We start from the raw sequence: 24,175 nt of genomic DNA on the forward strand, positions 1-24,175 counted from the left end.
GGAACGGTAAGTTCAGTGGTTTAGAACGTCCCTAACCGAAGCTTACTACCCGACCCGGTTATCAACTGCCCGCCCGCTTCGTAGATAAGCTGACTACCAAAGCCTGTGAAGCCCGCTGGGAGCGTTACGGCATGGCGCAACCGCAGTACATCGCCTGTTTGGGGTATACGGCCACATGACCAGGTAGCAGGTGCATTCCACGGCCCGTTCTGCACCGTGACCATACTGGAGCAACCGCCCGTTACAATCGTTACCGAGGTGCTGCTGGAGCAGCCTGCCGCACTCACACCGGTCACCGAATACGTGCTGGTGGTGGCTGGCGAGACCGTGAAACGGTTACCAGTGGAGCCGCCCGTCCAGGTGTACGAGACAGCGCCTGTGGCGGTGAGTGTCACGGTTTGCCCGGGGGTGATTGTGAGCGAAGGGCTGGCCGTGATACTCAGGTTTGGGGCATTTACCGTCAGGCTGTAGGCCGTGCTGGTGAGACTGTTGCAGATTCCTGTGGCTACCACCACGTAGTTGCCTCCATTCGCGGCCTGTACGTTGCCCAGCGAGAGCGTGGCCGTAGTTGCCGAGGCTATCCCCGTCAGCACCTGCCCGTCTTTGTACCATTGGTAAGCGGTCACCGGGCCGGTTACGCCCACCGGCACCGAGATGCTGCTGCCTGCGCAGACGGCCGTGCCACTGCCCGGCTGTTGGGTAAAGGCTACGGGCGAACCCGCCGAGTTGAGGCTCACCGACAGGGGTAATGCCTGGGCTACACAAGCCCCACCCAACAAGAGGGTGTAGTTGCCGCCAGTCAGCTCAGAGACCGTTGCTCGCCCGGTCGGATCGGCGGTGATGGTGCGGGTGGTGTTGCCACCAGCCGATGCGGAGTAGCTCAGCGTATAGGTGGTGTTGGGTTGCAGACCAGCGAGCGTAAAACTCCCGTTGGCGGGGTTGCACGTGGTGGGGCTGGTGCCCGATACGCTCAGGGGGGCACTGCCCGAGGTCACGGTGAAACTACCACCGTTGAGGTTCTGCACCAGTCCGCCGTTGAAGCTGATGTTGCTGTTACCGCTGGCGTTCTCGATGATGGTACCCGTATTGGAGAATGAAGCCGAATTGGAGATCACTGCATTACCCAGGCTCTGGATCAGGGCCGCGCATCCCTGGTTGTTGAAGATGGCATCGACCCGGTTGCTGATAGCGGTATTCAGACTGGTACTCAGGGTAAGAGTGGCCGAGTTGACAAAGCTGGCGATGCTGCCTTGATTTAACAGATCAGCGATACTACTCCGGTCGATACGGATGCTGCCCCCCGCTGCATTGCTAAACGGGGCCCCATTGCCCAGTCCGAACTGCCCTGGTGTGGCTAACGCTCCGATGATGATACTGGCCGAGTTGACAAAGCTGGCGTTGCTGCCGTTATTCCCCAAGCCATAAAGAGTGCTTCGGTCAACCTGAATACTGCCCCCCGTTAGATTACTGAACGACGACGTATTCCATAGCCCTGTCTGCCCGACGCTGGCATTGGCCCCGATGGTAATACTACCCGAGTTGACAAAGCTGCCGTTGAGACCTTCATTCAGTAAGCCCCTCTCATTGCTCCGGTCAATTTGGATACTGCCCCCCGCTACGTTGCTAAACGACGCAGAGTTGTTCCACAAGCCATGCTGCCCCACGTTTCCTGTATTGCCCAGCACCAACGAGCCCCCATTGACCACTATGCCCCCGTTGTAGAAAGCTGTAGTAATAACACCTACCGGTGCTTTACTGCCATTGATTGTCAAACGCCCCGCGCTGCTGATAGAGAACGAAGCCCCCGCTTGTACCTCTACCGAGTTGGCTACCGCTGTGGTGCTGAGTGTAGGCATGTTAGACGGGCCAGGTGAGATAATCACATTGTCGGTGGAAGTAGGTACGCGGTTCAGGCTCCAGTTGGTGGCGGTATTCCAGTTTGTGTTGGTTGCGCCGGTCCACACTAAGGGGCAGCCTGTATTGACTGTCAGGTTAAAAGCTGTTGAGGTGACACTGTTGCAGCCCCCTGTTACTACCAATGAGTAGCTGCCTGCGTCGGTAGTTTGCACGTTGGTCAGCGAAAGGGTGGCCGTTGTCTGACCGCTTACGAGAGTACCCCCCTTGTACCACTGGTAGGTTGTGGCTGCCCCCGAGACAGCTACGCTCAGCGATAAGCTACCCCCCGCGCACACGGCCGATCCCGTAGCGGGTTGGGAGGTGATGGTGAGAGCTGAAGGCGTACCGATAATAGTTGTTACAAGGGGCAGCGGTTGCGCCACACAGGCTCCGCTCAGGATGAGGGCATAGTTTCCCCCGGATAAGCCGGAGACGACCACCTGCCCGGTCCCGTTGCTGGTGGGGTTGAGCGTAGTGGGTGTCCCGTTGAGGGTATAACTAAGGGTGTAGGCAGTATTGGGCTGTAGACCCGTCAGGGTAATGGAGCCGTTGGGCGCTGAGCAAGATGTAGCGCTGGTGGCCGATACACTCAGTGGGAGTGAGCCCTGGGTTACGGTAAAAGAGCCGCCGTTGTTGTTCTGGATCAATCCGCCGTTAAAGCTGATACTACTATTCCCCCCGCTGTTTTCGATAATCGTGCCCGTGTTGGAAAACGAGCCGGGCGCGGTGTTGGTGATGGTACCTCCTAAGCTCTGCAAAAATGCCGCACACCCTTGATTGTCGAACGTAGACCTATTGTCGATGGCGAGCCCCCAGCCCCGATGGTGAGTGAGGCCAAATTGACAAATATGCCACCTGTTTGATTGTTCAGAACCGCGCCACTGGCCCGACTAATGGTGATGCTGCCCCCCGACGCGTTTCGGAACAACGCGGAATTTCCTAGCCCAACTAAACCTACATTGGCTGTTGCGCCAATGTTGAGGATACCCGAATTGATAAAGCTACTGCCAGATAGATTATTCAAGCCCGCAAAAGTGGCCCGGTCAATGGTGATGCTGCCCCCAGTCTGGTTAGTGAACGACGAAGAGTTTTCCAATCCAACCGATGCCGTAACGGTATTCGACGCCCCGATGGTGATGCTGGCCGAGTTGACAAAGCTCCCGTTTAAGTCATTTAGCAAGGCTCGGTTCGAGGCCCGGTCAATAGTGATATTGCCGCCCGTCATGTTACTGAACGAGGATACATTCCAAAGTCCGCGCTGGCCCACCGACCCTGAATTGCCCAGTATCAGCGCTCCTGCGTTTACTACGGTCCCTCCGTTGTAGAATCCCGTGGTGTTACCAGACACAGTTTTATTCCCATTAATAGTCAGGCTTCCTCCGCCACCGATGGATAGGGAGGCCCCGCTTTGCACCTCTACCGAGTTGGCCACCGCTGTGGTGCTGAGGGTGGGCATGTTGGCCGCGCCGAGCAGGATAATCACGTTGTCGGTGGGGGTGGGTACCGTGGCCGGATACCAGTTGGCGGCCGTGTTCCAGTTCGTGCTTGTGCAGCCCCGCCAGTACAGCCCCGCACCTGTCACCGGAGCGGGGCCCGAGGCTACTGTGAAGCTACCGCCGTTGAGGTTCTGAACCAGCCCGCCGTTGAAGCTGATGTTGCTGTTGCCGCTGGCGTTCTCGATAATGGTGCCTGTGTTGGAGAATGAAGCCGAGTTGGTGATCACCCCGTTACCCAGGCTTTGGATCAGAGCCGGGCAACCCTGGTTATTAAAGGTAGCCTGATTATTGATGGCAGTGCCTGTTACCCCCGTACCAATGGTGATGGTTGCTGCATTGACAAAAGAAATACTACTCCCTGGGTCATTGAATAGTCCGGTGCCTGTGGCTCGATCAATAAAAATGCGCGCCCCCACTGTGTTAGTGAATAGCACTCGATTCCACAATCCAATGATTCCCCCACTTGTCAACGTTCCAATGGCAAGGCTCCCCGAATTGATAAAGGAACCCGAATTATTCCTGAAGCAGTAAATACTCCCCTGGTCAAGTGAGATGCTTCCGGTTGCGGTATTGGTAAATGCTACCTCATTATAAAGGGCCGTTTCGCCCACCGTGGCCGATGCTCCAATAGTGATACTGGCCGAATTGATGAAACTGGCATTGCTGCCGTTGAGGCCGGTATTTAACAGGCTGTAGAGACTGCTTCGGTCAATTTGGATGCTGCCTCCTGTTACATTACTAAACGACCCATTGTTGTTTGTGAGCCCATACGTACCTACCGTGGCCGACGCCCCGATGGTGATACTGGCCGAGTTGACAAAGTTGCCTTGATTATTCAGGCCTGTAATTGTGCTCCGGTCAATTCGGATGCTACCCCCCGCCACATTACTGAACGACGATACGTTCCAAAGGCCATGCAACCCTACTGCCCCTGTACTGCCCAGTACCAACGACCCTTCGTTTACTACGGTCCCTCCGTTGTAGAAAGCGGTAGTAGGGCCACTTAACACAACTTTATTACCATTGACCGTTAAACTCCCTGCGCTACTGATACTAAGAGAAGCTCCACTTCGTACCTCCACCGATTTAGCTACGGCTGTAGTACTCAGGGTGGGCTGGGTAGTGGCAGTTGAGGAAATTACCACATCATTTGTCGCCGTGGGTACCGTGGCTGGATTCCAGTTGCTGGCGATATTCCAGTTGGAACTGGTCGCACCGGTCCAGTTGACGGTCTGGGCCAGACTGGCCGATAGGCTACCTACAAGCAGCAGGAGCGTTAACCACAGGCGTAGTTGCGCCGGTCGGCGGGATTGGCAAGAGCTTGAGTGCGGAAGGGACGAAACGTGTAAAAGGTGTTTCATGGGAAGGCGTTTATCAGCGTAGGATACGAACCGCCAATGACTCCTTTCTGCGCCCAATTGTCAAGTTTAGGGAATGGACAAACGCATGGACAAAGGCCACTTTTTACGTGACGGTAAGCCTGGGTGGTGCGTAAGCTCGCTGTTACGCTTACTGCCACCAGCGAAGACCGTCAGCATACCTGCCGGTACGGGTACCAACCGCGGATAATAGGCTCAGTGTGAACGGGCCAGTTGGAGACGACCGGGCCGCAGCTGGTTAGTGGAAAGATGCTTAAACCGTTGGGTGCCGATCAGGGAAAGGCTATAGCAGACGCCTTTTTGGGTTTCTACGGAGGAGCGTTTAACTTGGCAACAACCGGGAAAATGGCACGAGCTACTCCCGTTTAGAACTGGTTAAACGTACCACCGTCCTATGCCTAAACTGATATTCTCCTCTCTTCTTTGCTTACTCACGATAGCCGCTTTGGCCCAGCCCGGCACCGAAATCTACCTGCTCGACCTCACTGAGCAGGCGGGTCGGGTTACCCTCTCAAACCCGCGCAACATATCGGCGAAGCCCGGTTACGATAATCAGCCGTTTTTCCACCCGACGCAGCCCCGGTTGTACTACACCTCGATGATGCCCGATGGGCAAACCGACATTTGGGCGTACGATGTGCTCAAAAACACCCGTACCCAGATTACCCGCACGCCCGATCTGGAGTATTCGCCCACGGTAGTGCCAGGGGGCGCGTACCTGTCGTGCATTGTGCAGCGCAAAGCCAACGGCGATCAGGATTTGGTGCGGTATGCTCTCGCTGACCCGACTAAAACAACCCTCATGCTGGCGTCGCAGCAAACGGGTAAAATTGGGTATCAGGCCTGGTTGAGCCCGACCGAGGTAGCCGTGTTTGTGCTCGCGACCCCACGGCCGGGCGAGCTAAACTCGCTCCGGTACAAAAATCTAAGAACCGGGCTCGATACCACCCTGGCTACCCAGATTGGCCGTTCGCTGCACCTGGTGCCGGGCCGGAAAGCCCTGAGCTTTGTGCAGCAGGTGGGTTCCAAATGGCTTATCCGGCTCTACGACCCGACCCGCCGACAGGTGCGCGACCTGACCGAGAGCGACCCCGATTGTGAACACTACAATGCCTGGACCCCCAACGGCACGCTGCTCGAAAGCCGGGGCACCGATCTGTGGGCGTTCGATACCAAAACCAAACAATGGCGCGAGGTGCAACTTCCCGATAGCCTGCCGCACCGGAAGGTGTCGCGCATGGCCGTAAAAGGGGGCCTGCTGGCTTTGGTGGTCGATGAGTAGCATTTTTACTTAAGTTTTCTACCTTTAGTATTCCTAAACCTTTTTCGCTTTAAGACCATGAAAAAAATCATTACCGCTACACTCTGCTCTGTTTCAGTGCCTGTATTGGCGTTTGGTCCCGATCAGGCCGGCGGCCGCGATGGCGGAAGTCTGGGGAGTAACATAGACCTTTTTTCGGTCCTGATTGGCCTGGTTGTAGGCCTGCTGATTGGGTACCTTGTTTGGGGGCGTAAGAAGTAACCGCTACTGGCGGTGATCTATCGTCACCAAAAGCGGTACAACCCATCGGGCGTCGGTACGAGCCAGGAGGTTGATATACTGGTTAGCAACAAAAAAGCCTATTTTCTTCTGCTTATAGTCGATTCGGCGAGGGGAGACAAACCGCACGTTTGAAACCTCATTGAAGCGGGCAGGAAATAGGCTTTTTGCTAATCGTTGGAGATTCATTCGGTACTCTTCCAGGACATCGGCGGGTAGTTCGGACGATGCAAACAGAAACAGCGAGTACTCTTGGCCGGGTTTGCCTTCGAGCTGTAGAAATTCATTTTGTGGGTAAATCGTTTTGAGGTTGGGGCTGATAATGAGCTTTCTGCCGGTGGCTGGTAGCAATCGTTTAACTGTATCTTCGGCCGAACTGGCCGTAATCATGTACAAATAAGTGGGGCGGTTCACCTGAACGCTGAACTTAAACTTGTCCTGCGGCCGCATTGGGCTGGTAAGCCTGTACATGGGGTAGCCGTTTGGGAGCCTCTGAGCCTGAACGGGTAGCGTTCGGTACTCGTAAATGCCCCGAAAAAACGTTAGATCGACTTCTAAGTTGCTTCTATCCAGTGTATTGTCTGGCCGCAAATAGGCCTGATACCCGTACTTGGCAAACTTGCCAAAGTTCTCGTACGAAATCCAGAAATAACCGTCGTCGCCCCACCAGGTTCCCCAGCTATTCACTAGTTTAAAGGCCCCTTTGCCTTTGCCCTGCGCGTTGTCGTCGTAGCCTACCACACACATGGCATGGCCAAAAGACAAGGTGTTGGCATCCTGCGGCCGCCAGGTAGTACCCTCACGCTCTTCCTGCGACACCAGCTCTACCACCCGTTTACCCATTTTACTGAAGAAGGTCCGGCTGAACGTCAGATTTTCCAGGGAGCGGGTCGTTTGAACCCCAACGACTACCGGCGAAAACTCGTCCAGCGCGCTCTTGGTAGCCTGTACTTTGGCCGCTCCGGCTTCGGTCGTTCGGAATAGTTTCACGTAATCCAGAATACGGGCCGACTGGTTCGCGTCCCGCGTATCGGCCCCACTGTTGAGGCAGAGTGAGGGGTTTTTGTATTGCGTAGCCCCTGAACCCGGCTTATTGGCGAACAACGGTAGCCCCTCATTCTTTAGGTAGTCGAGTGTTCTGCCAGCATCAACGCCGAACAGACAATTCTCATCGTTCGGGTCTTTGACCTGATTGTAGAGGTAAAACGGCGAATAGCTCAGGGCGAGTTTGCGGGTTTTGTCGGTGGTGTTGCGTCGGCGGGCTTCCAGAATAGTGCGCATGTAATAGCCGATGGCAATGGCCACGCAGGTGTTTTTGGAGCCCTGGTTGATGACGGGGGGAGCGTACATCGACAAATCCCGGGCCCCTGATGTGTTTTTACGCGTAGTCGTCAGCATTTTTTGGGGAAGTGCGTCGTAGGCGTCTTCGTCAACCCGCAGTCGTTGGTAACGGGCCGGTGCCGGTATGGATGATTTGGGTGGTTGGGCGGCTGTTAGATTAACCCGTTGGATTTGGCCAGTCTGTTGAGCGGGTCCCGGTTTGGCGGCAACTGGCATGGCCCGACATGGCTTACTGTCCAGAACGGGTTCTTGCCTATAGCTGCGTATGTGCTGCCTGATGTATTGCTGGGTACTATTTTTCAACGACTCAAACGATAAGCCGGGTAGCTCGTCAGGCGAGGTAGTGGTCAATATCTGTTGAAAAGCTTCGTTGAGCGAGTACGTAAACGCCGAACCGAAGATCCTTTCGGGTGGGTCCGGAAACAGCTCGTTGGGCAGGTTGCCAGTTTTGACGTAGGATGGGCGGGAGGGGAGTGCGCTCCCCAGCTTAACCAACCCACACTGACGGATAAATAACTGATGAATAACCTCCTGTGTCAAATCCAGCGTGGTATTCATAGATCTAAGTATGGTTTGGTCTTTGATAAATGTTGTGCTGTAATCGGCGATAATCAGCCCCAGACGTACATTTCGGGCGTCAACCCATTCCTCAACAGTCTCGATAGGCAGTCCCTGACGGGGCATATCGCCCAGTTTCCAGTTCGCAAACCGACTGGCCGGGTTTGTGGGTTTCAGGCCGTAACCGCTGAAGTAAAGCAGAATAATGTCGCGGGAAGTGGTTTTAAGCCGGGCCAGGGTATCCTGTAGGTCCTTTGCGGTGAAGGTCTGCCGGGCCAGTCGACTGATTTGTAGGGGGAGATTCGAGCGCAATCCCCGATGAATGGCCCCGACTATGTCGTTCACCAGCTCTTCGTTACGCAGGTTTACCAGACCCACCTGGAGGCTGTCCTGTTCCAGCACATAGATGACATGGAGTTTCTGGGCTGTAACTGCATGGGCAAGCAGGCCGCATATAGCCAGGATGAGGAGCCGTTTCATATGGGATATGGCTGATAATGAAACAAATATAGTCGCGTTCGTCAGCCTGAGTATATTCATGGTTTATATTTGGTTGTGCTACCCATTCCGCCTATGCGCTTATATCTACTGCTGGTTTGTTTATGTATTGGGCTGATACCAGTTATGGCCCAGCAAAGCCTGTCCGATAGTCTCCAGAAACGCCTGAGCGAACCCCTGCCCGACACTACCCGCGTCTTGATGTTGGAACAGCTGGGCCGGACGCTCATGTACTCGCAACCGGTTGTGGCCATGCAGTATATTCAGGAGGGGCTGCGCCTGGCTCAAAACATCGGTTACGGCCGGGGCGAAGCGCGGATTTTGAACCGGATGGGGACTATTTTTCGGATCACGGGAAACTATGACCGGTCGCTACAGGCTCATTTGGCGGCCATCAGCGTGGCCGAAGCCGAAAACGACCTGGACGTGTTAGCCCGAACCAATAATAACCTGGGTAATCTCTACGTAGAACAGGCGAATTGGGCCAGATCAATTGAATACTTCAACAAAGCCCGGGTTTTTGCCGACAGGTTGGACAACGACGAACTGCGGCAGATGGCAACGCTCAATATGGGCTATAATTACGCCAACCAGACCAAACTCGACTCGGCCCTCAAATACGACCAGCTTGCGTATGCACTGGGTGTAAAACGGAACAGTAAAGACATCTACATTGAGCTATCGAACCTGGCCAATGTGTACAAACAAATGGGCCGCTACCCGCAGGCACTGAGCTACTACCGGCAGAGTATTCCGGCGTGTATCGCCTTTGGCGACAACCGGTTGCTCAGTCAGATGTATTACGAATTAGCCGAGGTATTTCAGAAAACCAACCGGCCCGACTCGGCGCTGCATTACGCCCGGAAATCGCTGGAGGTTGCTAAATCCAGCGCTATTCTGCGGAAAGTAACCAATGCGTACGCCTTTCTGTCCGAACTGTACGAGCCAACCGATCCCCGCCAGGCGTTGGCCTATTTAAAGCTGGCTTCTGCCACCAAAGACAGCCTCGTAAACGAAGAAAAGGTAAAGAACTTCCAGAACATAGAGTTCAACGAACGGATGCGTCAGGAAGATGCACAACGGCTCGAAGAGGCTTACCGGACCCGTATCACCATGTATGCCCTGGTGGGCGGCATTGTGGTGCTGGTGCTGATTGCCCTGATTCTGTACCGGAACAATCGACACAAACAAAAAGCGAATGGGTTGCTCCAGAAACAACGTGACGAGATCAGCGCGCAACGGCAAAAAGCCGAAACAGCCCTTGTCGACCTGAAAGCCACCCAGGCCCAGCTTATCCAGAAAGAAAAACTGGCCAGTCTGGGCGAACTCACGGCCGGTATTGCCCACGAAATTCAGAACCCGCTCAACTTTGTCAATAATTTCTCGGAGGTAAGTACCGAACTGCTCGATGAACTGAAGGAAGAAGCGCAGGCCGGGCATACCGACGATGTGCTGGCCTTAGCCGACGACCTCCGGCAAAACCTGGGCAAAATTACCCATCATGGTAAGCGGGCGGGATCTATTGTGCGGGGTATGCTGGAGCACAGCCGGGCCAGTACGGGCGAGAAAACCCCCACCAATCTTAACGCCCTGGCCGACGAATATATCAAACTAGCCTACCACGGACAGCGCGCGAAAGACAAAGCCGGAGACCCCGACCGGCCCCGGTTTACCTGTCAGATTGTGACCGATTTTGACCCCGACCTGCCACCCGTGCAAGTGGTTGCCCAGGACATCGGCCGGGTGTTGTTGAACCTCTACAACAATGCGTTCTATGCCGTTGAGCAACGGAGCGAACAAGCTGGGGAGCACTATCAGCCCACCGTCTGGGTAAGCACCCGTCGAGAGACGGATCGGGTAGTGGTCTGTGTACGCGACAACGGCATGGGCATCCCCGAACCCATTCGGGCCAAAATCTTCCAGCCTTTTTTCACCACCAAGCCCACGGGCGAGGGCACGGGGTTGGGCCTGAGCCTGAGCTATGATATTGTGACCAAAGGGCACGGTGGCACCATGGAGGTGGAGAGTGTGGAGGGTGAGGGAACGCAGTTTGTGGTGCGACTGCCCGCATAGAAAACAGCCTTTGTGAGCGATAAGCTGTTTGAGATACCCTCTGACAACCATAGAATAAGCGGCCGCAGATCATCTTCCCGAATGATTGAAGTCAACACTTGAAGCCTGCCTTGCGGGTAGCTTTGTCTGTCTGGTAACGATCACCGTTACCGAGACACTGCTTCACCAATTATGCTGCCCAATCATAACCTGCCCTACCAAAAAACGTTAACCGCACTGGTTATTCTGGTCGCTCTGATGGCAATAATTGCCACATCCGCTGGTATATTTTCGGATGAAGGGGGCGGCCCTTATCCCTACACATCAATCAGAGGGAATGTAGTTACTATCTACGGGAAAGGGCTATACAAGGACATGTCGGCCGAAGTAGCACCGCAGGGCATTGCGCAGGACTATATCACCCTATTTCTGGCGGTTCCACTTTTGCTCTTCTCGCTCCTGCTGGCCCGAAAAGGCTCGCTTCGGGGACGCTATCTGCTGGCAGGAACGTTAGGCTACTTTCTGGTTACCTACCTCTTTTACACCGCCATGGGCATGTACAACAGCCTATTTATCGGGTATGTGATTTTGCTGGGACTTTCCTTCTATGCTTTCCTGATCACTCTCCTTTCCTTTGAGGTTCACCAGTTGCCAACGGCCTTTAGCCCATCGACACCCCTGAAAGCAACAGGCGGCTTTCTGATCCTTAATTCAGTGGCTATTGGTTTGCTATGGTTAAGCGTTGTACTTCCGCCTTTGCTCAACGGCACCATTGTTCCGGTGCAGGTTGAACACTATACAACCCTGATTGTACAGGGTTTCGACTTGGGACTCCTGCTGCCGGCTGGATTCATTACGGCTGTTTTGTTTATCCGAAAAAAACAGTTGGGCTATCTGCTTTGTCCGGTATATTTTGTCTTTCTATCCATCTTAATGACTGCCTTAACGGCTAAGGTAGTCGCTATGGCGCTGCTCGGCTATTCCGTTATTCCGGTCATTTTTATCATTCCCACGTTCAATGTCATCACGATAATCTGCACGATTACGATTTTGAAGCACTTGAATACCAGCGTATCTATTTATTCAGGTTCTGCTTCATGGGCCGACCAGACAGTGAAGCTGTAGAACAGATAGTGCCGATGCGGGCCAGCATACTGCTTGCCTGTTGGTTCTAATCTGAGTAATACCATAGCCCAGAAGGCGTTGGCAGCAACTAGCTTTCTCTGGGCGTTTGAATGGGCAAACCGGTCAAGGCGGCTGAGGTTGGAACCACTCGGTACGGTGCGCCTATTTCGAAAACCCCTTTGGCAAAAAAGGGGTTTTTTCGTAAATTAGCCAGATTCTCCCCGCCAACGGAAAGCGGGGTTGAATGACAACCAACGCTGATGAACTTTGAACTAACTTCTGAATTTCAACCTACCGGCGATCAGCCCAAAGCCATTGGCGAACTGCTCAAAGGGATTCGGGAAGGCGAACCCGCTCAGGTATTGCTGGGGGTGACGGGATCGGGCAAAACGTTTTCCATAGCCAACGTCATTGCCCAGCTAAATCGACCTACGCTGGTCTTGAGCCACAACAAAACTCTGGCGGCCCAGCTCTATGGCGAGTTCAAGCAGTTTTTTCCCAACAATGCCGTTGAGTACTTTATCTCGTACTACGACTACTACCAGCCCGAAGCGTACATCGCGACAACCAACACGTACATCGAGAAAGACCTGGCCATCAACGAGGAGATTGATAAGCTGCGGCTGGCGGCTACGTCGGCCCTGATGAGCGGTCGGCGCGATGTGGTGGTAGTGGCGTCCGTGTCGTGCATTTACGGTATGGGCAACCCCGAAGAGTTCAAGAACAACGTGGTGCGGATTGGGGTAGGTGAGACCATGAGCCGAAACCAGTTTCTGCATAAGCTTGTTGAGATTCTGTACAGCCGTACCGAGGGCGAATTTAGCCGGGGTAACTTCCGGGTTAAAGGCGATACCGTCGATGTATTTGTGGCTTATGCCGATTTTGCCTACCGCATTATCTTCTTCGGCGACGAAATCGAGACCATTCAGCGCATCGACCCAGCATCGGGTAAAAGGATCTCCGAAGAGCGGCTGGTGACCATCTTCCCGGCTAACCTGTTTGTGACCGGCCGCGACACGCTCAATGGGGCTATTCATGAAATTCAGGACGATCTGGTGGCACAGATTCGGTATTTTGAAAGCGAGTTTCGCGAGCAGGAGGCCGAGCGCATCAAAGAGCGCACCGAGTTCGACCTCGAAATGATGCGCGAGTTGGGGTACTGCTCCGGTATCGAAAACTATTCGCGTTATTTCGACCGGCGTAAACCTGGCCAACGCCCGTTCTGCCTGCTCGATTATTTCCCCGACGATTTTCTGCTCGTGGTGGATGAGAGCCACGTGACCATCCCGCAGATTCGGGCTATGTGGGGGGGCGACCGCTCCCGCAAAACCGCCCTGGTCGACTATGGTTTCCGGTTGCCGAGTGCCATGGACAACCGGCCGCTTACGTTTCAGGAATTTGAAGATTTGGCCGGGCAAACCATTTACGTGTCGGCAACGCCGTCGGACTACGAACTCCGCAAAAGCGAAGGTGTGGTAGTTGAGCAGCTCATTCGACCCACGGGCCTGCTCGATCCCGAAATTCAGGTACGCCCGAGCCTCAACCAGATTGATGATCTGCTCGAAGAAATTGACGCGCGCATCAAAAAGCAGGAACGGGTGCTCGTAACCACGCTCACCAAGCGCATGGCCGAGGAGTTGAGCAAGTACCTGGAGCGCGTGGGTATCAAAACCCGATACATTCACTCCGAAGTCAAAACCCTCGACCGGGTCGAAATTCTGCGCGACCTCCGGCTCGGCGCGTTCGATGTACTCGTAGGGGTAAACCTCTTGCGCGAGGGCCTCGACTTGCCGGAGGTGTCGCTGGTGGCCATTATGGATGCTGACAAAGAAGGGTTCCTGCGCGACATCCGGTCGTTGATTCAGACTATTGGCCGGGCCGCTCGTAATGCCAACGGCAAGGTGCTTATGTACGCGGATACGATTACGGGTTCCATGCAGAAGGCTATCGACGAGACCAACCGACGCCGGGCCATTCAGATGGAGTATAACCAGAAACACGGCATTACGCCAACCACGGTATTGAAGTCTCGTGAGTCGATTCTGGGTCAAACCAAAGTGGCCGACTCCAAGCCGAAGCAGTTTTATGTGGAACCCGACGAAATTCGGATTGCCGCCGACCCCGTGGTGCAGTACATGGGCAAAAGCGACCTGGAGCAGCTTATCCGGGAGACGCAAACCCGCATGGAGAAAGCCGCCAAAGAGCTCGACTTTATGGAAGCGGCCCGCCTGCGCGACGAGCTGTTTCAGCTACGCGACAAGTTGAAAAAGGAAAAAGCCTGAGTTGCTTCAAGGGTTCAAAACGACAGCCGCCCGGCTCCTCAGTGAAGGAGCCGGGCGGCTGTCTTGTATAGCAGCCTGTTTAACGGCAATATGTTTTGGCTCGACTTGCAGATATAAGTGCCCATGCTTTCATTTTTGGTGCTTAATCTCTCGTATTTCCATAGAAAATGCCAGTTATCCACAAGTTGATTGTGGATAACTGGCATTTATGTGTACAACTCATACGAAAAAAGTGAGCAAAACCTTACTCGGCGGCCAGAATAATTTTGCCAAACTGCTTACCTGACTCCATTTTTCGGAGGGCTTGCTCGGCATCGGCCAGGGCAAACACCTCATCTACGGTAGGTTGCAACCCGTGTTGATTGACAAACGCAAGCATGGCGGCAAACTCGGCATCGCTGCCCATGGTGCTCCCGAAAATGTTCAGTTGCTTAAAGAAAAGCTTCGAAGGCGGCACGTTGGTGATGTTGCCGGTTGTGCCGCCAAACACAGCAATTCGGCCGCCCGGCGTAGCCGTGTCGAGCAGCTTGGCAAAATCGGGGCCTGAGGCACTGTCGATGGTTACATCGAAATAGCCTGTTTTTCCTCCGCCGGTAGCTTCCATCAGGTTTTTGTGCCAGTTGGCGTCGTGGTAGTTAACACCACCCTTAGCTCCCAGCACTCCTGCCCGGGCCAGTTTCTCATCGGAGCCCGACGTGACCCACACTTCAGCACCGGCGGCTACCGCCAGCTGAAGAGCATACAGGGCGGCCCCACCCCCAATTCCCGTTACCAGAACGCGTTCGCCCGGTTGTAGGGCGGCCCGCGTCATGAGCGCCCGCCAGGCCGTAAGGGCAGCAAGGGGGAGCGCAGCCGCTTCGGTAAACGACAGGTGCGTGGGTTTGGGATACACATATTGCGCAGGTACAGCAATGTATTCGGCAAACGTACCGTCGTCGGGCATACCCAGAATCCGAAAATCCCGGCTGTAAAAACGGGGGTCGTTGCCCCAGTTGAGGCCGGGGTTTATCACCACCGCCTGACCAACCAGTTGTGCATCAACCCCGTCGCCCACGGCTTCAACCACACCCGCCCCGTCGGAGCCGGGCGTTACGGGGAGTTTCATGCCGGGGTAAAGGCCCTGTTGCACAAACACGTCGCGGTGATTAAGAGCAGCCGCTTTAAGCTTAATCAGCACCTGACCCGGCCCGGCTTCGGGTGTGGGTAGGTCGGTTAGTACAGCGGGCTGATGAACTTCGGTCAGTCGAATGGCTTTCATGCTGAATAGTTTGTTGTTGGGGGAATACAGAATGCTAACTCTCTAACCAAAAACTATAAACTAAAAACTCTAAACCGTAAACTGCAAGCTTACCGCCGGTGATACCCTTCAATAGCCCCCCGGACGTTGCCAAACTGGGCCAGCAGGGCTTCGGCCTCCTCGCGCGATACACCCAGCTCGTTTTCGACCATGCGGGCGGCCCGGTCCTGCAACTTATGGTTGCTCAGTTGCATATCAATCATTTTGTTGCCTTTCACACGGCCGAGCTGAATCATGACACTCGTCGACAGCATGTTGAGCACCAGTTTCTGAGCCGTGCCCGATTTCATGCGGGTGCTGCCCGTGACAAACTCAGGGCCTACTACCACTTCCACCGGAAACTCGCAGGCGGCCGCTACTGCCGAGCCCGGATTACACACCACGCAACCCGTAACGCAACCGGCCGCGCGGGCCTGCTGCAACCCGCCAATGACGTAGGGCGTACGACCCGAAGCCGCAATACCCACCACTACATCCTGCGGGGTCAGGTTATAAGCCTGCATGTCGTGCCAGGCTTGCTGGGGGTCATCTTCGGCAAATTCAACGGCTTTGCGGATGGCACCGTCGCCCCCGGCAATCAGGCCAATAACCATGTCGAACGGTACGCCATACGTAGGTGGGCACTCCGACGCGTCGACCACACCCAGGCGGCCACTTGTACCCGCACCGATGTAGAACAACCGCCCACCGGCCCGCATCCGGTCGACGGTGGCGGCCACGAGTGCTTCGATCTGCGGAATGGCTTTCTCAACGGCTAAGGGTACCGTTTTGTCTTCGTTATTGATCCCAACCAGCAGGTCGTGTACCGACATCTGTTCCAGGTGGTCGTAGTGGGAAGGGGTTTCTGTGATCATAAATTGAGCGGGTAACGTTGCGGCTCTATCGGCTTTACCAGCCGCCACAAAGTTACCCGCTCCTCTTTACAAACCCACGTTCGGGCGCGAAAACCCGCTTATACCCGGTTAGGGTCGGGGTGTTGCCAGGGCTTGCGGTAGGGTCGTTGCAACATGGCAGTGGCTTCTTTGTCGCCCACAACAACCCGCTTTTTGGGGTCGTACACAAGCGGCCGGCCGGCCAGATTCATCGAAATATTGGCCAGCAGGCAGCTTGCCGTTGAGATGTGGCCCTCTTCGATGTCGGCTACCGGGCGGCTGTTGTTTTCGATGGCTTTGATAAAGTCGAGCATATGCAGGCGGGTGGCCGGAGCTGCGTTGAGCTCAATCCGTTCTTCTTTCAGGTCTTCGGGGTACTTTTCTTTTTCGTACACCACGTCTTTGTGAATCTTCTCGCCTTTGGTGGGGCCGTTTTTATCGACGGGTACAAAGTCGTACTGCATGGTGCTGGCCCATAGCGTGCCTTTGTCGCCGTAAAGCGTAAACGACCACGGGTATTCGGGGTTGTTGGGAGTGCCCCAGGAGCGGTGTTGCCAAACGCAGTTGAGGTTGTCGTATTCAAACACGGCCGATTGCGTGTCGGCAATATTCGATTTGCCTTCTTTCTGGACCAGAATGCCACCCGTTGAGGAAATGCGCTTGGGCCAGCCGAGTTTGAGCATCCACCGAACGGTATCGAACATGTGAATGCACATATCGCCCATAATGCCGTTGCCGTATTCGTTGAAGGTACGCCACCAGCGGATATGCGGTAGCCCATCGTAAGGGCGCATGGGGGCGGGGCCGGTCCACATTTCGTAGTCGAAAAAGGCGGGTACGGGCTCGGTAGGCGGGTTGCCGTTGGCGCGCATGTGAAAGTAGCAGCACATTTCTACGTGCGAAATCTTGCCCAGCAAACCGGCATCCACAATGTTTTTCTTCGCGTCGATCAGGTGCGGAGTGCTTTTCCGCTGCGTACCCACCTGGACTACCTTGTTGTATTTGCGGGCTGCGGCTACCATAGCCTCCCCCTCGATCACGTCGACGCTGATGGGCTTCTGCACATATACGTGCGACCCGGCTTTCACGGCATCAATAGCCTGAAGGGCGTGCCAGTGGTCGGGTGAGCCAATCAGGACAATGTCGGCGGGTTGTTCGGCCAGCATCTTGCGGTAGTCGCCGTAGAGTTTGGGTACTTTCTTCGATGCCTGCCGCTGACTCACCAGCTCGCCCGCTTTTTCGAGCTGATTCCGGTCGGGGTCGCAGAGGGCAACTACCTCAACCGGTGCTACCTGAATCAGGCGAAACAGATCACTTTTTCCGTACCAACCGGTGCCGATGAGCGATACCCGGTAGGTTTTGGCATTGGGCGACAGCGGCATGGCTGGGCCATCGAAACCCAGGGCCGTCAGGGCCAGGGAGGCCGATGTTCCCTGTAAAAACTGACGCCGGTTAAACGAGAATTGGGGCATAGGAGAGAAATAGTTGAGGGGCCGTGGGGCACCCGTAGGTTGTGAAGGAAAAAGAGGATTGGACATCGGAAATACTGACAACGGGCGGGCCTTTGTACGGATTGGGGGTGCGGCTGCCCAACGGCTCCTAAACGGGTGTCGGTGAACGGGTTGATTCTATCCCTATCTTTGTCCCTTTAACAGCAAGAAACGGATGAGTTTACTAACGGTCGGGTCCGTTGCGTTCGACGCACTCGAAACCCCTTTTGGCAAAACAGATAAAATCATTGGTGGAGCCGCCACCTACATCACCCTCTCAGCTTCGTACTTTGTGCGGCCCAATAATCTGGTGGCCGTTGTGGGCGACGATTTCCCGCAGTCGATGATCGACATTCTCCAGGGTCACGGTGTAGATACCGAGGGCCTTCAGATTCGGCAGGGCGAGAAAACGTTCTTCTGGTCGGGTAAGTACCACAATGATATGAACACCCGCGATACGGTAGAGGTACAGCTAAACGTAATGGGTGATTTTGACCCTGTTATCCCCGAATCGTATCAGAATTGTGAGTACCTGATGCTGGGTAATACCTCGCCGGCTATCCAGAAAATGGTGGTTGATCGACTGACCAAGCGGCCTAAGCTGATTGTGCTCGATACCATGAACCTCTGGATCGACATTGCCAACGACGACCTGAAGGCGTTGCTGCCCCTGGTGGACGTGCTGGTGCTGAATGATGAAGAAGCCCGCCAACTCACCGGCGACTATGCGCTGGTACGGGCGGCTGCCACCATCCGAAAAATGGGCCCCAAAACCGTGATTATCAAGAAAGGCGAGCATGGTGCCCTGCTGTTTCAGGACGATCGGATTTTCTTTGCGCCAGCCCTCCCACTCGAAGAAGTGTTTGACCCCACGGGCGCGGGCGATACGTTTGCCGGTGGGTTTATTGGCTACCTCGCCAAAACCGACGACACCTCGTTCGACAACATGAAGCGGGCGGTTATTTACGGCTCGGCAATGGCGAGCTTCTGCGTGGAGAAATTCGGGGCCGAGCGGATTATTGACCTCACGCCCGAAGAAATTCAGGACCGGGTTGGGCAGTTTGTCAAGCTGTCGGCCTTTTCGGTGGATATGTAAGTAAACTTTATTTTTACGGAAAGAGCACGAATGGTTGAATGTTGGGAAATTAATTCTCAATTTTCAACCATTCGTGCTCTTTCCGTATAGCTACGATAGTAACCGAACCCTTCTGCATGCAGAAACTTTTTACACACCTGACATACTGCTTAATTGTAGGGTTGCTTCTGCTCCATATTGAGCACACGTTTGCCCAAAGCGCTCCATACAATCCATTCACGAGTACGATTAGCTCTACATCGGCTCAGTTAAACTGGATAGCTGCCACCTCGCCAACTACATACGATGTTCGCTGGCGACAGCAGGGGGCCTCTATCTGGATTATCTCGTCGGAAATACCCACGACTACCTTTGGCTTAACCGGCCTGACCGACGGGCAGGCTTATGAATGGCAGATGCGTCCGACCGGGTCAGCAACGTGGTACGGTGGCCCCGTTTCATTCACCACCACGTATGGTTGTTCGCCCCCTTCCCTCAACACGCCATCTAGTGTATCCGTTACGGCAGCTCCACTGAGCTGGTATTTTTACAGTGGCTCATCAGGAACTACGCAGTTTACAGTGGACCTGAAAACGAGTGAGTCGGCATCGTGGTCCAGTGTAAGCGGTATAACGGGCTCCTCGGGGTCTACCACTTACTATACATTATCGGGTCTGACACCGGGAACAACCTACACATACCGGGTTAGGTCGGTTTGTTCGCCGTATTCCACAACCGCTACGTTTGCCACGCCAGCCTGTACGGTGCTGAATCCCCGGCAGGAGCCGCAGCCAACGCAGGCCGTTTTACGCTGGCCAGTGACACTCGGGGCGTCTTATACGCTGCAATGGCGGCCCCAGGGAGGAGATTGGGCAACGGTTTCGGTATTACAGTCCGAGTCGTATGCTTCCACAATGAGCTATTCGTTGACTGGCCTGACGCCTAACGCTACGTATGAATGGCGGACTCAGGCCGTATGTGGTAATACGACAGGGTCATTTACGGCTCCGCTTTCGTTTACTGCAAGTTGCAATCGGCCCGCGTCCTTGAGCTTCCTGGCTCCTTCGGCAACGCAGGCTACGATTGTTTGGAAAAGTGCCTACAGCGTAGCAGATTATGGCTATTCATACCAGGTACAGTATCGGCGAAAAAATCCGACTGATTCACCGTGGGTAACGTCTTCGGTGTACTCCAATCCAAATTATAATACGCCTTACGACTATTCCATAAACCTGTCTGGGTTGACACCAGAAACCGAATACGAAACTCGTGTACAGACTAACTGCCAGAATACAAGTGTATCTGGGTACACAGATCCCCCGGTTAGTTTTACAACCCAAAGCTGTACAAACACAGCTACCAACCTACGGTCGTCGGCAACCTATACTTTCAAGGCTGCTTACCTTAGCTGGAATGCGGCTTACGATAATTACTACGCTGTACAAATTAGACCCTCTGGAGTTGCCTCCTGGAGTACGATTGGGCCATCTGTCTATACTGGCAATTCGTCGCAGGAGATACAGAATCTCAAACCGGAAACCGTTTACGAGTGGCGTGTGATTACCTACTGTACGGTTTCAACCAGTGCTTCTGCACCCTCGGGCACCGAGAGTTTCACAACGGCTGCCTGTGCGTTGAACCGAATTGTGAACCCATATACCGCGCAGGTAGAAAATACATCGGCCCGATTAAACTGGTCCGAGATCAGTCCGGTGGTTGGTCTGTACTCGGTTCGCTACCGCCCGCTTGGAACGGCTACGTATACAACCTTACCACCGCAAACTAGTCAATATCTGAGCCTGACGGGATTGCAGGAAAAAACAGCGTATGAATGGCAGGTTTCATCTGTTTGCACCGAGTCGCCCACGTCTTTTTCCTATACGGCTCTGCAGACGTTCACCACAGCCTGCCTGAATCCAGCCTCGTACTTGCGAACAAACAACAATACCATACGGTCGATTGAGTTGCGCTGGGACAATTACTATTCCAGTGAGTGGTTCGTCCGTACTTATACGGTGCGCTACCGGCCACAGGGGGCCGAATGGACTACAGTACCGATCAGTACTAACTCGTACTCGCCAGTTGTGAGTCTGACGGGATTACTGTCGAATACGGTGTACGAGTGGGGTGTAGCCTACCAGTGTTCGGCGAGTAATAGCAGTACCTTTACCAGTGGTAGTTCGTTTTCAACAACCTGCCGAAACGCACTTTACGGTTTTGCCAGCCAGAACGTTACACCTACCCGGGCCGATCTTAACTTTTCAGACAGCGACTATCGGAACAAATATCAGATTCGATACCGGGTAGTAGGAGCCACTGACTGGATTCTGTCTCCTGCTTTTGCCTATCAGCCGTATGCGCTTACGGGTTTAACGCCGTACACAGCTTATGAATGGCAGGCTGCCTCTTTCTGCTCAAGTGAGGTGATGAGTGATTTTTCTCCGAGCCAACGGTTCAACTCTGATTGTTTTGTACCTACCGATCTGAATGTTTCCACCGGCGGTACATCGACGTATTTTTATTGGAAGGAGAACCGAAATGTGGCCGGTTACACGTTGCAGTATCGATTGCAGGGTACAGCCAACTGGAATTCGGTTGCGGTTCCGGGGGCGTCGTCGATCAATGTAGCCGGATTGGCAGGTCGCTACGAATGGCGGGTGGCCACCGGCTGTTTCGGCGGGCTCAACTCAGATTTTTCTCCTATTCAAACCTTTAGTACGTACTGCTCTACCCCGACGGTTACGTCCATAACGGCCGGTAGCTCATATGCTGCCACGATCGCCTGGAATCCCGGCGGGGTAACAAATGCGCGGTACACGTTGCAATGGCGACCTGCCGGTAGTACATTCTGGAATACCGTAGCAGACCTGCCGCAGTCGCCTTACGTTCTGACCGGATTAGTCGATAATACATCGTACGAGGTGCAGCTCCAGGCGCAATGCAATAATCTTCAGTCGGGTTATTCTTCCGTCAGTTCGTTTCAAACGATATGCTCGGCCCCAACGGGTTTGTCGGCTACGGGGTTTTACAGCTACGAATCGGTGCCATATCAGAATTTTTCCTGGACCACCGCGCCAAACACAAGTTATAATCTTCGTTGGCGGCCTATTACGGCCGATAACAAGAGCTTAACAGAATGGCAGGTGGCCAATGATGTTCAACCTAGTTCACGGCAGTTTTTTGCTACCGCCGGAACCTACGAATGGCAGGTGCAGTCGGTGTGTATCAATGGGGCAACCAGTGCTTTTGTTGGCGGCAAATCATTTGTAGTAAATGATTGTGAGACAGGCTACATTAGTTATAAAGCCATTGCGGAAGCAAACCGGGCGCTGTTGTCTTACTCGGCATTCGTTAACGCAGACGTACGCTGGCGTCCGGCGGGGGCATCGGTCTGGAATACTATCGCTAATGTGAACGTTCAGAGTGTCGTCAGTCTGGAAGGCTTAACCGAGAACACGGCCTACGAATGGCAAGTTGCGGTGCACTGCTTGAGCGGTCAGGCACCGTCGTATGGGCCGCTGCAATCGTTCACCACGTCTTGTGCGCCCCCGACCCGACTAAGTACCCTTTGCGTGGGGACAAATCAGGCCTCAATAGCCTGGGCGGGCCCCGTAGGCGACTTTGTGTATGGTCAGTATGAAGTAAGCTGGCGCGCTGTTGGGGCGGCTAACTGGTCGAGCACACAAGTTGAAACATACATCCACTCGCTGACGGGCTTAGCTCCGGCTACCAACTATGAATGGCGGGTACGGGCGGTTTGTTCGACGTCGGCCAACGCGGCCTTTAGTCAACCGCAAACCTTTTACACGCAGTGTAGCCAGCCAACAGCACTCACGGCTCGCTCAGATTGTAACTCCACCGCCCTTGAATGGCGAGGGGGCTGTTCGCCCGGAACCACGTATACGGTTTGGATTCGGGTAAATTATGGTCAATGGACAGCGTATTCAACACCGTACAATTCGTACTACCTGTATAATCTGCCCTCTGGGGCCTGGATTGAATATTACGTGCAGAGCAATTGTAATGGTATTAGTTCCAGTACGTCAAATACGTATCAGTTTTCGGCCTCAGCCTGTCCGGGCCCTGCTTCCTGTACCTTGGTTAGCGATCTGAATCAAACGGTGTCGGCTAATCAGGCGGTGCTCAGTTGGCGCACCACAAATGCGACATCAGAGCTACAGTGGCGGGTTGTAGGCGGGAACTGGAATAGCATCGTGGTGTCGGGCACAAACTTTACGCTTGGCGGGCTTGCCAACAATGCGCTAGTTGAATGGAAAGTGCGTAGCACATGCGCGGGTGCAAATGACTTTAGTCCTGTCTCATTCTTCCGGACACGTTGTAGCGGAACATTTTTTATTAGCTCGATTCAGGCACTGGCCGATACCATCAAACTGTATATCGTGCAGCCCAATATATACGAAGTTCGGTATCGGATTGGCAGGGATGCGTGGACAACGCGGTCGTTTACAGGGGCTGCTAATAGTTTAGCCGGGCTGACGCCCAACACAACTTATGAGCTCCAGTTCAGAAATGCCTGTGGTAATGATCTGTATTCAGATTGGACTCCGCCACGTTATATCACAACGTCTTGTCCGGTTCTGAATCGGGTGTATGCCGATCGAATTAGTGAAACAGCCGCCCGGTTAACCTGGAGCCACGCCAGTTCGCCCCGGCCATTGGGTATTCTACCGGTAATTAAGTATCGGGTCGCCGGGAGCGGTACCTGGACTACCGTATTGGTCTCGAATCAGGCTACGTACGATCCTGTCTCCTACACATTGACCAATCTTACCCCCCGAACCGCCTACGAGTGGATGGTTTTCTATGATTGTGGCAATGGCAATGTGGCCCCCATCAACAATCAGCCGCTTACCTTCCGTACCCTGGGCGTTGCCCCTCCGTGCAACGGAATGGTAACAATTCAGGCTGGCGATTGGACAAACCCCGCCATCTGGTCGTGTGATCGGGTACCGCTCATTACGGATCCCGTGTTGATTCGGCACGTGATCATGATCCCGGATCGGGGTATGGGCGAAGCGCTTCAGATTCGGTATGAAGCGGGCGGGCTGCTACGCTTTGGAAGTGGAGCCAAACTCGTACTGGCTCGTTAAGGAGACCGCTTCAAACGAAACCCGCCCGAAGTCAGGTTTTAAACTGATTTCGGGCGGGTTTTTATAGTAGTAAACTAACGTGATTTACGGATAATTTGTATTACAACTAGCTGTTGAACAAATGATTGCTGACGCCAGGGCCTTCGACAGGCTCAGGCTGACT

The 24,175-nt window shown here is 54.2% G+C and carries 13 protein-coding genes; 7 read left to right on the plus strand and 6 right to left on the minus strand.

Features of this window, described 5'->3' with window-relative positions:
- Positions 1 to 20: 20 nt before the first annotated feature.
- Together F5984_RS16770 and F5984_RS16775 are read right to left on the minus strand one after the other, a co-directional pair.
- Positions 21 to 2,654, minus strand: coding sequence for a beta strand repeat-containing protein (locus F5984_RS16770; protein ID WP_152125361.1), 2,634 nt, complete (start codon positions 2,652 to 2,654; stop codon positions 21 to 23).
- Positions 2,642 to 4,753 carry a beta strand repeat-containing protein gene (locus F5984_RS16775; protein WP_152125362.1) on the minus strand — a complete coding sequence of 704 codons (2,112 nt, stop codon included), beginning with the start codon at positions 4,751 to 4,753 and terminating at the stop codon, positions 2,642 to 2,644. The genes F5984_RS16770 and F5984_RS16775 overlap by 13 nt, the downstream gene beginning before the upstream one ends.
- 412 nt (positions 4,754 to 5,165) lie before the next feature.
- Between F5984_RS16775 and F5984_RS16780 the strand changes: the two genes are divergently transcribed.
- Both F5984_RS16780 and F5984_RS16785 read left to right on the plus strand, forming a co-directional pair.
- Positions 5,166 to 6,053, plus strand: a complete 888-nt coding sequence (locus F5984_RS16780; protein WP_152125363.1) for a TolB family protein — start codon at positions 5,166 to 5,168, stop codon at positions 6,051 to 6,053.
- Positions 6,054 to 6,110: 57 nt separating this feature from the next.
- Positions 6,111 to 6,293 (plus strand): hypothetical protein, encoded by a 183-nt coding sequence (locus F5984_RS16785; protein WP_152125364.1) that lies wholly within the window; start codon positions 6,111 to 6,113, stop codon positions 6,291 to 6,293.
- 3 nt (positions 6,294 to 6,296) lie between these two features.
- On the opposite strand, the gene F5984_RS16790 is transcribed toward F5984_RS16785, so the two are convergent.
- Complete coding sequence (locus tag F5984_RS16790; RefSeq protein WP_185155538.1) at positions 6,297 to 8,690, minus strand: C1 family peptidase; 2,394 nt, start codon at positions 8,688 to 8,690, stop codon at positions 6,297 to 6,299.
- Positions 8,691 to 8,783: 93 nt separating this feature from the next.
- Between F5984_RS16790 and F5984_RS16795 the strand changes: the two genes are divergently transcribed.
- The 3 genes from F5984_RS16795 (at position 8,784) to uvrB (ending at position 14,167) form a co-directional block, all read left to right on the plus strand.
- Positions 8,784 to 10,781 carry a tetratricopeptide repeat protein gene (locus tag F5984_RS16795; protein WP_152125366.1) on the plus strand — a complete coding sequence of 666 codons (1,998 nt, stop codon included), beginning with the start codon at positions 8,784 to 8,786 and terminating at the stop codon, positions 10,779 to 10,781.
- A gap of 171 nt (positions 10,782 to 10,952) precedes the next feature.
- Positions 10,953 to 11,885, plus strand: a complete 933-nt coding sequence (locus F5984_RS16800; RefSeq protein WP_152125367.1) for a hypothetical protein — start codon at positions 10,953 to 10,955, stop codon at positions 11,883 to 11,885.
- A gap of 260 nt (positions 11,886 to 12,145) precedes the next feature.
- The gene (gene uvrB / locus F5984_RS16805; RefSeq protein WP_152125368.1) at positions 12,146 to 14,167 is read left to right on the plus strand and encodes an excinuclease ABC subunit UvrB; all 2,022 of its coding nucleotides are present in this window, start codon (positions 12,146 to 12,148) and stop codon (positions 14,165 to 14,167) included.
- Positions 14,168 to 14,411: 244 nt separating this feature from the next.
- On the opposite strand, the gene F5984_RS16810 is transcribed toward uvrB, so the two are convergent.
- From F5984_RS16810 to F5984_RS16820, 3 genes are all read right to left on the minus strand, one after another.
- On the minus strand, positions 14,412 to 15,425 hold the full coding sequence (locus F5984_RS16810; RefSeq protein ID WP_152125369.1) for a zinc-binding dehydrogenase: 1,014 nt from the start codon (positions 15,423 to 15,425) through the stop codon (positions 14,412 to 14,414).
- Positions 15,426 to 15,514: 89 nt separating this feature from the next.
- Entirely contained in the window at positions 15,515 to 16,318 is an 804-nt protein-coding gene (gene murQ / locus F5984_RS16815) for an N-acetylmuramic acid 6-phosphate etherase (RefSeq protein WP_152125370.1), read from the minus strand.
- A 98-nt stretch (positions 16,319 to 16,416) separates the two neighbouring features.
- The gene (locus F5984_RS16820) at positions 16,417 to 17,808 is read right to left on the minus strand and encodes a Gfo/Idh/MocA family protein (protein WP_152125371.1); all 1,392 of its coding nucleotides are present in this window, start codon (positions 17,806 to 17,808) and stop codon (positions 16,417 to 16,419) included.
- Positions 17,809 to 18,001: 193 nt separating this feature from the next.
- Here F5984_RS16820 and F5984_RS16825 point away from each other — a divergent pair, with 193 nt between their 5' ends.
- Both F5984_RS16825 and F5984_RS16830 read left to right on the plus strand, forming a co-directional pair.
- Positions 18,002 to 18,922: a PfkB family carbohydrate kinase gene (locus F5984_RS16825; protein WP_152125372.1), complete on the plus strand. Its 921-nt coding sequence runs from the start codon at positions 18,002 to 18,004 to the stop codon at positions 18,920 to 18,922.
- A gap of 116 nt (positions 18,923 to 19,038) precedes the next feature.
- On the plus strand, positions 19,039 to 24,012 hold the full coding sequence (locus F5984_RS16830; protein WP_152125373.1) for a fibronectin type III domain-containing protein: 4,974 nt from the start codon (positions 19,039 to 19,041) through the stop codon (positions 24,010 to 24,012).
- The last annotated feature ends 163 nt before the right edge of the window (positions 24,013 to 24,175 follow it).

Source organism: Rudanella paleaurantiibacter, assembly GCF_009184635.1.
Lineage (GTDB): Bacteria > Bacteroidota > Bacteroidia > Cytophagales > Spirosomataceae > Rudanella > Rudanella paleaurantiibacter.